Origin of the sequence: Spirillospora sp. NPDC046719, from assembly GCF_040645715.1 — a bacterium.
Taxonomy (GTDB): domain Bacteria; phylum Actinomycetota; class Actinomycetes; order Streptosporangiales; family Streptosporangiaceae; genus Spirillospora.
The window spans coordinates 1-9,241 of the sequence record NZ_JBEYYT010000378.1 but is presented as its reverse complement, the minus strand read 5'-3'; the positions used below and the strand labels follow the sequence as shown (position 1 = coordinate 9,241).

Here is a 9,241-nt window from a genome sequence, read left to right as displayed (position 1 = left end):
TGACGGACGCGCCGCGCGGCGTCCGGCGGGCGGCGGCCGCGGGCGCGCTGGCGTTCGTCCCGTACATGGCGATGAAGACGACGTGGGCGTTCGGCGGGACGTTCGCGGGGATCCCGGGCGACGAGGTCGTCGCGGAGTTCCGCCGCAACGGCGCGTCCGGGCTCGTCCTGACGCTGGAGCGGTACGGGCTGGACTTCACCACGCTGTCGGCGCTCGCGGGGATCTTCCTGCTGCTCGGGCTGACGCACCGCTGGGGGCAGGTGTTCCCGCGCTGGGCGCCGCCGCTCACCGGCCGCCGCGTGCCGCGCTGGCTCCCGCTCGTCCCGGCGTGGCTCGGCGCGGCGACGCTCGGCCCGTACGGGGTGGCGGGCACGCTCGCCTACCTGCTGCCGATCGCCGCGGGCGTCCGGGACCTCCCGCACGACGGGCTCATGAGCGGATGGTCCGGGTGGACGGTCGCCGCGTGCGGGATCGGCGCGTTCGGCGTCTACGGGATCGCGCTCGGCATCGCCGCGCTGTCGTACCAGCGGCGGACCCGGCCCCGCTGCGCCGCCGCCCCGCCGCCCGGAGACGCCGGCCCGGCCGCCGCGCCGGAGGTCAGTCCTTGAAGTCCGGCGGGCGGTTCTGCTTGCGGGCCGCGATCGCCTCGTCGAAGTTCTGGGTGGTGAGCCGGACGTACAGCTGCCCGAGGCCCTCCTGCCCCATGTGCGCGTCGAGGCTCGACGCGTCCAGCCCGGACCACAGCGACCGCTTCGTCAGCTCGACGCCGGGGCGGCTGAACCCGGCGATCCGCTCGGCGAGGTCGTAGCAGGCGTCCAGCAGCTTGTCGCCGGGGACGGTGCGGGAGACCAGCCCGATCCGCTCGGCCTCGGCGGCGTCCACGTCCCGGCCGGACAGCATGATCTCGAACGCGCGGGACGCGCCGATCGCGCGCGGCAGCAGGTAGCTGAGGCCGAGCTCGCTCGCGGTCAGCCCGTTGTTGATCCCGGCGGCGCGGAACAGCGCGGTCTCGGCGGCGAGCCGGATGTCGGCGGCCAGGCTCAGGCACATCCCGCCGCCGATCGCCGGCCCGTTGATCGCCGCGATCACCGGCTGGTGGACGCGGCGCATCGCGCGGACCACGTCGTCCAGCAGCTCCATCGAGCGCAGCGCGATCGTCGACAGCGTCAGCCCGTCGATGCCGGGGAGCGCGCCCGGCGACTCCAGGTCGGCGCCGGAGCAGAAGCCGCGCCCGGCGCCGGTGATGACGACGGCGCGGGTGTCGTTGTCGCGGCTCACCTCTTCGAGGGCCTCGCGGAAGGGCACCATGACGTCGAACGCCATCGCGTTCATCCGCTCGGGCCGGTTGAGGGTGATGAGCGTGACGTGCGGGCGCGGCTTGTCGATCAGGACGAAGGGCAACGAGACCTCCCGGGTCGCCTAGCAAGCGCTAGGTTACACAGGCGGGAACTCCGGCGGCGCGAGCCCCCGCTCGACCACCTTCGCGAGCTGCTCGTCGGTCAGGATCCGGGGCTCGCCGATCATCTTGGCCCGCACGTAGACGCCGCACAGCCACTCCAGCAGCCGCGCGTTCTCGAACGCCTCGTCCAGGTCCCGGCCGATCGCGACGCCGCCGTGGTTGGCCATCAGCGCCGCGCGCCTGCCGCCCGCCATCGCGGCGCGCACGTTCTCGGCCAGCTCCGGCGTCCCGTAGGTGGCGTACTCGGCGACCTTCACCACCCCGCCCAGCAGCAGGGTGTTGTAGTGGATCGGCGGCAGCTCGGTCATCGTCGTCGCGACGACGGCGCCATAGGTCGAGTGGGTGTGGACGATCGCCGCCGCGGGCGTCTCCCCGTACAGCGCGAGATGCATCGGCGTCTCCGACGACGGCGCCCGGCCGCCGTCCACGAGCCGGGCGTCCAGGTTCACGACCGGGCAGTCCTCCGGCCGCATCCGGTCGAGCATCATCCCGCCCGGCGTCACCGCGACCAGGTCCCCCGACCGTACGCTGACGTTGCCCGACGCGCCGGTCACCAGGCCCGTCTCGGCCAGCCTGCGGCCCACCGCGCACAGCGCGCGCCGCTCGTCCTCCAGCAACATGCGAATCCCTCTCACGTTCTCGGCCCTGCCCGTCGTACGCTACGGCCCTGACGATCACGAGGGAGAACCCGGCATGGCAACTGTGGTCACGGTCGGAGCGCACATCCTGGACGTGCTGGCCCGGCCCGTCGAGGGCATCCCGGACGGCCAGGACACCGTGGTCGTCGACCGGATCAGGGTGACCGCCGCCGGCGCCGCCGCCGGGACCGCGGTCGCCCTCGCCCGGCTCGGCAACCGGGTCGTCTCGGTCGGCGCGATCGGCGACGACGACCTCGGCGACCTGCTCGTCACGATCATGAACCGGAACGGGGTGGACGTCACCGGGCTCGTCCGCCGCACCGCCGAGCAGACCAGCGCGTCGATCCTGCCGATCCGCCCGGACGGCGGCCGGCCGAGCTTCCACGTCCCCGGCGCGAACCTCACCCTCACCGCGGGCGCGGTCGAGCCCGGCCTGCTCACCGCCGCGAACGCCGTCCACCTCGGCGGCCCGGACGTCACGTTCGGGCTGAACGACCCGGAGTTCTTCGCCGCGCTCGACGCGGCCCGCGCGTCCGGGACCGTCGTCACCATGGACCTGCTGTCGAACATGCCCGACCTGGTCCGGGGCGCCGCCGCGTTCCTCCCGCACGTCGACCACTTCCTGCCCAACGAGGAGCAGGCCGCGGCGATGACCGGCGAGGACGACCCGGAGAAGGCCGCGCGCGCCCTGCTCGCCGAGGGGCCCGCCTCGGTCGTCGTGACGCTCGGCGCGCAGGGCAGCCTCGTCGCGACCGCCGGCGGCGCGCACCGGCTGCCCGCCCTGCCCGTCGAGGTCGTCGACACCACCGGCTGCGGCGACGCCTACTGCGCCGGGTTCATCACCGGCCTCGGCCAGGGCCGGGACGTCCTGGAGTCGGCCCGCTGGGGCACCGCCGCCGCCGCGACCGTCGCCCAGGGCCTCGGCTCCGACGCCGGCCTCACCGACCTCGACTCCGTCCTCGCGCTGCTTTGATTGCATTGCCCTCGGCGTCGGGCGCTGGGGCGCCCTCCTTCAACGGGCATTGCGGCGATCGCTGCATCGCTCCGGCTCGCCTAGGGGCTCGCTTCGCGATCGCAGCGCTTGCGGTGGGAGCGTGGCCGGGGCACGGCTGAGGCGTCCGTCACATGCTCTGGGCGCGGTCCTGCCAGTAGGGGTCGCGGAGGAGGCGCTTGTAGAGCTTGCCGGTGGGGGTGCGCGGCATCGCGTCGACGAAGTCGATCGAGCGCGGCGCCTTGTAGCCGGCGAGCGACGCGCGGACGTGCCCGATCAGCTCGTCCGCGAGCGCAGCGGACGGCTCGGCGCCGTCGGCGAGCTCGACGGCGGCCTTCACCTGCTCGCCGAACTCCTCGTCCGGGACGCCGAACACCGCGACGTCGCGGACCGCCGGATGGGTGATCAGCACGCCCTCGATCTCCGCCGGGTAGATGTTCACCCCGCCGCTGATGATCATGTCGATGACCCGGTCGGCGAGGAAGAGGTAGCCGTCCTCGTCCAGGTGCCCGGCGTCGCCGGTGGTGAACAGGCCGTCGCCGCGGTGCACCGAGCGGGTCTTCTCCTCGTCGCCCCAGTACTCCACGTCGTCGCCGCTGGCGTAGCGGAACCAGATCTGCCCGCGCTCCCCCGGCGCGGCGGGCTCGCCGTCCTCGCGCAGGACGTGCACCTCGGTGGTGGGCAGCGGGCGGCCGACGCTGCCGGGCCGCTCCAGCCACTCGGACGCGGTGATGACGCTGTTCACCGACGCCTCGGTGGAGCCGTAGTACTCGTGCACGATCGGGCCGAACCAGTCGATCATCCGGCGCTTGACGTCCGGGGAGCACGGCGCGGCGCCGTGCCAGACGGCCTTCAGGGAGGAGCCGTCGAACGCCTTGCGGGTCGCCTCGTCCAGCCGCAGCAGCCGGACGAACTGGGTCGGCACTAGGTGCACGTTGGTGATCGCGTGCTCGTCGACGAGCCGGAGCGTCTCGGCGGCGTCGAAGCCGCGGCGCATCACCACCGACCGCCCGCCGAGCAGGAACACGTGCGACCACAGCCACTGCGCCGAGTGGTAGACGGGCCCGACGAGCAGGGTGCGGCCGTTCTCCGGGATCTGCAGGACGCCCGCCATCAGGTCGCCGAGCAGCCGGGCGTTCTCGATCGGGCCGCCCGCGGCGGTGAGCTTGCGGGTGACGCCCTTGGGGCGGCCGGTGGTGCCGGACGTGTAGAACATCGGCAGCCCGGTGGACGGGTCGGCGATCTCCTCCTCGGCGCCCGTCGCGAGGAACTCGTCGTACGGGGTGAAGCCGTCGGCGGGCTCGCCGAACGCGACCCGCGCGGTGAGCCCGAGGCCGGCGGACGCCTCGCGCGCGACGCCGGCGAAGGCGTCCTCGGTGAACAGCACGCGGGCCCCGGCGTCCTGGAGGACGTAGCGCAGCTCGTCGGCGGTCCAGTGCCAGTTGACCAGCACGTAGCGCAGGCCGATGTGGCCGGCGGCGCACATGGCCTCGAAGTACTCGCGCCGGTTGCCGGAGTGGATCGCGATCACGTCCCCGGTGGCCAGCCCCAGGCCGCGCAGCGCGTTCGCCAGCCGGTCGGTCCTGGCGTCCAGCTCGCGCCAGGTGGTGGTGCCGCGCTCGTCGGTCAGCGCGGGCTCGTCCGGACGGGCGTCGGCGTGCGGGCGGAGCAGTTCGGCCATCGGTCGCCTCCTGGAACGGGACAAATCCTAGAATCCGACTCTAGAACCATCCCGGCCGCGTTGACCAGGGGCGGCTCACGACGTCCGGACGAGATCGGTGGCCAGCACCGCCTCCGCCGCGTTGACCAGCTGCTCCAGCCGGAGCACCTCCGTCCGGTGGAACGGCGGCGCCCCCTTCCGCGCGACGACCAGCGCGGCGCGCCCCGCCGACAGCGGGCAGACCGCGTACTCCGTGCCGTCCGTCCCGGTGAAGGCGCGCGGCCGCAGCGGCGGCAGCACCGGCAGCTCGGTGCCGGTCAGCCCGCCGACGCTGGCGTGCACCAGCACCGCCGAGTCCTGCTCCCCCACCTCGGCGATCCCCGCCCAGTCGGCGCTGAGGATGCCCGGCACGGCGTCGGCCAGCGTCGCCGCGCCGCGCTCGGGGACCGCCGCGACCTGCCCGATCACGGCGGCGTCGGGGAAGGCGCCCTGCGGCTCGACGGTCGGCCAGATGCCGACGATCTCCACGCCGTTCACCGAGCCGAGACCGTCGCGCAGCCGCTCGACGCCCGCGCCCGCGGGCCACGTGACGGTGAAATCGTCCAGAGCCCGCCCGTTGTCGCGTTCCAGTACCGCCATCTGCGCGACGTCGGCGCCCGCGGCGCCCAGCGTCCGCGCCACCTGGCCCAGCGAGCCCGGACGGTCGGGCAGCCGGACGCGGATCCGCAGCAACATCGCCACCTCCTTCTTCCGTGTCCCACCAGCTTCAGGGAGACCCGTTTCCCACGTGTTACCCATTCGTGTCGACGCGAAGAAGTCGGTGCTGGAACGGCGGGGAGGCGTCAAACTAGAGTCCAATGAAGGTCAACAGCAGACCTATCGCCTCTGCCGCCTCATCATTAAGGTGACTGCACGTGTCGAGCGACGGGGATCGCACAGTCAACGACGGGGCCGGATCCGGCCCGGACGGCGCCGCGCCGGCGACGGACGGCGCCTCCGCATCGGCCGAGGCCGCGCCGGGGGACGCCGGGGGCGGCCGCGCCGCGTTCGAGGCGGAGATCAGGGACGCCCTGGCGGGGCTGACCGCGCGGCTGGACCGCGAGCACGAGCGCGCCGCGCACCGCGAGGCGGTCATCGACCGGCTGCACGAGGAGAACCAGCGGCTGCGGCGCGGGGAGCTGCAGGCGATGCTGGAGCCCGTCCGGGCGGCGCTGTACCGGCTGCACGACCAGGCCCGCCGCGAGGCCGGCCGGCTGGCGGGGGCCGGCGAGCCGCCCGACCCGGTCCGCACCGCCGGGCTGTTCACCGCCGTCGCCGACGACGTCGCCGACGCGCTGGCCCGGCTCGGCGTCGAGCGGTTCAGCGCGAGCCCCGGCGACCCGTACGACGCGTCCCGGCACCGGCCCGTCGCCGTCACCCCGGTCGCCGACCCGGGCCGCGACGGCCTGGTGACCGGCGTGCAGGCGGACGGCTTCGAGCAGAGCGGCAAGGTGCTGCGCAAGGCGGCGGTCAGCGTCGGCCGGCTCGACCGGGGCTCCAACGGGACCACCGTCGCCGCGGGCGGCGGCGAGACGACGAACAACCGACTCGGCACCGATGGGTGAGAGGGACATGGCTGTCTACGGGATCGACCTGGGAACCACGTACTCCTGCATTGCCTCCATCGACGACGTGGGGCGGCCGGCGGTCCTGCGGAACCTGGAGGGCACCGACACCACACCGTCCGTGGTGTACTTCGAGAGCGGCGAGAACGTCGTCGTCGGCGCCACCGCGAAGGACACCGCGGTGCTGGAGCCCGACAACGTCGTCAGCCTGATCAAGCGCGACATGGGCCGGGACGTGACCCGCCCGATCCACGGGATCGACTTCACCCCCGAGGAGCTGTCGGCGTTCATCCTGCTGAAGCTCGCGACGGACGCGCGGACGACGACCGGCGAGGAGGCCCGCGACGTCGTCATCACCGTCCCGGCGTACTTCGGCGCGGCCGAGCGCGACGCGACCCGCAAGGCGGGCCGGATCGCCGGGCTGAACGTCATCGACATCGTGTCCGAGCCGATCGCCGCCGCGATCACCTACGGGGTGCTGAACTCCGACGCCGACCGCACGATCCTGGTCTACGACCTCGGCGGCGGCACGTTCGACACGACCGTCATCGCGCTGCGCGCCGGGCACATCGAGGTGATCTGCACCGACGGCGACCACGAGCTCGGCGGCGCCGACTGGGACGCGCGGCTGGTGGAGTACCTGGCGGAGCGGTTCCGCGCCGAGCACCCCGACGCGGGCGACCCGCTCGACGACAAGCAGACCGAGCAGCAGCTGCGCCGCGACGCCGAGGACGCCAAGAAGGCGCTCACCACCCGCACCGCGCACACCGTCCGGGTGATGCACGCCGGGCGGGTCGCGGCGATCGAGGTGACGCGGGAGCGGCTGGAGGAGCTGACCCGGGACCTCCTCGACCGCACCGTGGAGATCACCGGGCGGACGCTGTCGACCGCCGCCGAGAAGGGCGTGCACGACTACGACGACCTGGTGCTGGTCGGCGGGTCCACGAAGATGCCGGTGGTGGCGTCGCGGCTGGAGACCGAGCTCGGGCTGTCGCCGCGCCTGCAGGACCCGGACCTCGCCGTCGCGAAGGGCGCCGCGCTGTACGCGTTCGAGGAGACCTACCGGCGGCTGATGCGGGAGGGCGCCGCCGAGCGCGCCGAGGAGATGGCGAGCCGGGCCGGGCTGTCGGCCGAGCAGCAGAAGCAGATCGCCGGCCGGCAGATCCGCACGGTCGCCTCGCACGCGTTCGGGATCGTGGTCGTCGACCGCGACTCCGGCGCCGAGCACGTCGCGCACCTGGTGCACGCCAACGACGAGCTGCCGGCGGCCCGCACCGAGGACTTCTTCACCGTCTACGACGACCAGACCTCCGCCGACGTCCGGGTGATGGAGCAGGCGGGCAGCGTCGAGTCCGCCGAGCTGATCGACAACACCGAGATCGCGACCGGGGAGATCCGCGTCCCGCCGGGCAAGAAGGCGGGCTGGCCGATCGGGGTGACGTTCGCGCTCGACTCGTCCGGGCTGCTCAACGTGACGGCCGTGGAGAAGGAGTCCGGCGAGCGGCTGGAGCTGAAGGTGGACGTCGGGGGGATGTCGGAGGAGGAGGTCGAGCGCTCCCGCAAGGCCCTCTCCCGGGTGCAGGTGAGCTGAGGGCCGGCGCGCCGCGGTGACGTTCGACGAGGAGTACCGGCGGGAGGTGCTGGAGCCGGCGCGGGCCGCGGGCGACCAGCCGCCCGAGGACCTGCGCGTCCGGTACGCGCTGGCCGACCCGCTGTCCGGGCCGGGCGTCGAGGCGCGGGTGAAGCAGGTGCGGCAGTGCTGGCGGCGGGCGCGCGGCCAGCTGAAGTACCGCAAGCTGATCGACCGGCTGGAGGCCGAGCACCGGGAGCTGGCGCCGCTGTTCGCCGCCGCCGGGCGGGGCGACCTGCGGGCGCTGCAGGAGCGGCTGGCGGGCGGCCGGGAGCGCGACGAGCGGCGCCGCGCGCAGGCCCGCGCCGGGCTGGCGGACGCGGCCGGGTTCCTGCGCATGGTGACGCCCGCCGAGGTCGAGGCGATCGCCCGGTCGGGCGGGGTCGCGCGCGCCGAGCTGGAGGCGCTCGCCGCCGCCGAGGGCGTCACCGTCCGCGAGCCGGACCCGCTGCCGCCCGCCGCGCCGTACGCGGCGTACCGGAAGGTCCGCGAGTCGCTCGGCGTGCTGGGCAAGCGGCACCTGGCCGACTTCCTGTTCGGGGCGCGGATCGCGGGCCCGATCCGGGTGCTGGACGGCTACACCGCGCCCGCGTCGCCGGGCGCTCCGGGGGCGTCGGCGCTGCGCGGCGGGGTGCTGCGGCTCGACGCGGACGCGGTCGCCGCCGCCGGCGACGAGTGGGCGCGCCGCAGCCGCGACACCAGCACCACGCACGCCGGGACCGTCCTCGCGGCGCTGCGCTCCGGCGCCGACCTGGCCGAACTCGTCCGGTACGACATCGTGGACCGGCTGCGGGAGCGGTTCCGGCAGCGGGCGTCCGAGCGGGCGCTGCTGCGGCACGCGACCGAGGACCTCGGCGTCCACGCGGAGGACGCGCGGCGTCTGGTGTTCGCGGTGGTGCGGGAGACGGCCGGGGGCGGCGGCCTGGCCGGGCGGCTGCGCTCGCTGCTGGACGCGGGCGAGGTGTTCGCGGCGTCGGAGCTGGCGGACGCGTCCGGGATCCCCGCCGCCGCGGAGGGCGAGCCGTCGGAGGAGGAGGTGCTCGCCGCCGAGGCGCGGCACCGCGTCGACACCGCGCTGCGGCTGCGTGAGACCGCCGCCGCCGAACCCGACCCGGACCGGGCGTGGCGGCTGCTCGCCGACGCGCTGCGGCTCGTCCGCGACCTGCCCGGCGCCCTCGACCATCAGCGGCGGCTGCCGCCGAGGCCCGTCCCGGCGCTGCGCGCCGACGTCGACACGGGCGGGACGGGCGCCACCGTGC

Annotated in this window: 7 protein-coding genes and 2 pseudogenes; 5 read left to right on the top strand and 4 right to left on the bottom strand. The window is 74.7% G+C overall.

Annotated features, from left to right (window positions below):
* Positions 1 to 608, top strand: a pseudogene (locus tag ABZ914_RS39805) (hypothetical protein); the annotation flags it as partial.
* Here ABZ914_RS39805 and ABZ914_RS39800 read toward each other — a convergent pair.
* Together ABZ914_RS39800 and ABZ914_RS39795 are read right to left on the bottom strand one after the other, a co-directional pair.
* Entirely contained in the window at positions 598 to 1,401 is an 804-nt protein-coding gene (locus tag ABZ914_RS39800) for an enoyl-CoA hydratase (protein WP_500199717.1), read from the bottom strand. The pseudogene ABZ914_RS39805 and the gene ABZ914_RS39800 sit on opposite strands and share 11 nt — an antisense overlap.
* A gap of 33 nt (positions 1,402 to 1,434) precedes the next feature.
* Positions 1,435 to 2,079, bottom strand: a complete 645-nt coding sequence (locus ABZ914_RS39795; protein ID WP_500199716.1) for a class II aldolase/adducin family protein — start codon at positions 2,077 to 2,079, stop codon at positions 1,435 to 1,437.
* A gap of 73 nt (positions 2,080 to 2,152) precedes the next feature.
* Here ABZ914_RS39795 and ABZ914_RS39790 point away from each other — a divergent pair, with 73 nt between their 5' ends.
* A complete protein-coding gene (locus ABZ914_RS39790; protein WP_500199715.1) occupies positions 2,153 to 3,070 on the top strand; it encodes a carbohydrate kinase family protein in 918 nt (305 codons plus the stop codon).
* Between the two features lie 148 nt (positions 3,071 to 3,218).
* On the opposite strand, the gene ABZ914_RS39785 is transcribed toward ABZ914_RS39790, so the two are convergent.
* Complete coding sequence (locus tag ABZ914_RS39785) at positions 3,219 to 4,769, bottom strand: AMP-binding protein (protein WP_500199714.1); 1,551 nt, start codon at positions 4,767 to 4,769, stop codon at positions 3,219 to 3,221.
* A 75-nt stretch (positions 4,770 to 4,844) separates the two neighbouring features.
* Positions 4,845 to 5,483 carry an ACT domain-containing protein gene (locus tag ABZ914_RS39780; protein ID WP_190866475.1) on the bottom strand — a complete coding sequence of 213 codons (639 nt, stop codon included), beginning with the start codon at positions 5,481 to 5,483 and terminating at the stop codon, positions 4,845 to 4,847.
* A 179-nt stretch (positions 5,484 to 5,662) separates the two neighbouring features.
* Between ABZ914_RS39780 and ABZ914_RS39775 the strand changes: the two genes are divergently transcribed.
* The 3 genes and pseudogenes from ABZ914_RS39775 to ABZ914_RS39765 all read left to right on the top strand — a co-directional run.
* The gene (locus tag ABZ914_RS39775) at positions 5,663 to 6,352 is read left to right on the top strand and encodes a nucleotide exchange factor GrpE (protein WP_500199713.1); all 690 of its coding nucleotides are present in this window, start codon (positions 5,663 to 5,665) and stop codon (positions 6,350 to 6,352) included.
* A gap of 7 nt (positions 6,353 to 6,359) precedes the next feature.
* Positions 6,360 to 7,943 carry an Hsp70 family protein gene (locus tag ABZ914_RS39770; protein ID WP_500199711.1) on the top strand — a complete coding sequence of 528 codons (1,584 nt, stop codon included), beginning with the start codon at positions 6,360 to 6,362 and terminating at the stop codon, positions 7,941 to 7,943.
* A gap of 16 nt (positions 7,944 to 7,959) precedes the next feature.
* Positions 7,960 to 9,241: pseudogene (locus ABZ914_RS39765) on the top strand (hypothetical protein); the annotation flags it as partial.

Coding starts and splice junctions, on each gene's coding strand:
- ABZ914_RS39785 (WP_500199714.1), bottom strand. CDS start 4,769: ATGGCCGAACTGCTCCGCCCGCACGCCGACGCCCGTCCGGACGAGCCC.
- ABZ914_RS39770 (WP_500199711.1), top strand. CDS start 6,360: ATGGCTGTCTACGGGATCGACCTGGGAACCACGTACTCCTGCATTGCC.
- ABZ914_RS39780 (WP_190866475.1), bottom strand. CDS start 5,483: ATGTTGCTGCGGATCCGCGTCCGGCTGCCCGACCGTCCGGGCTCGCTG.
- ABZ914_RS39795 (WP_500199716.1), bottom strand. CDS start 2,079: ATGTTGCTGGAGGACGAGCGGCGCGCGCTGTGCGCGGTGGGCCGCAGG.
- ABZ914_RS39790 (WP_500199715.1), top strand. CDS start 2,153: ATGGCAACTGTGGTCACGGTCGGAGCGCACATCCTGGACGTGCTGGCC.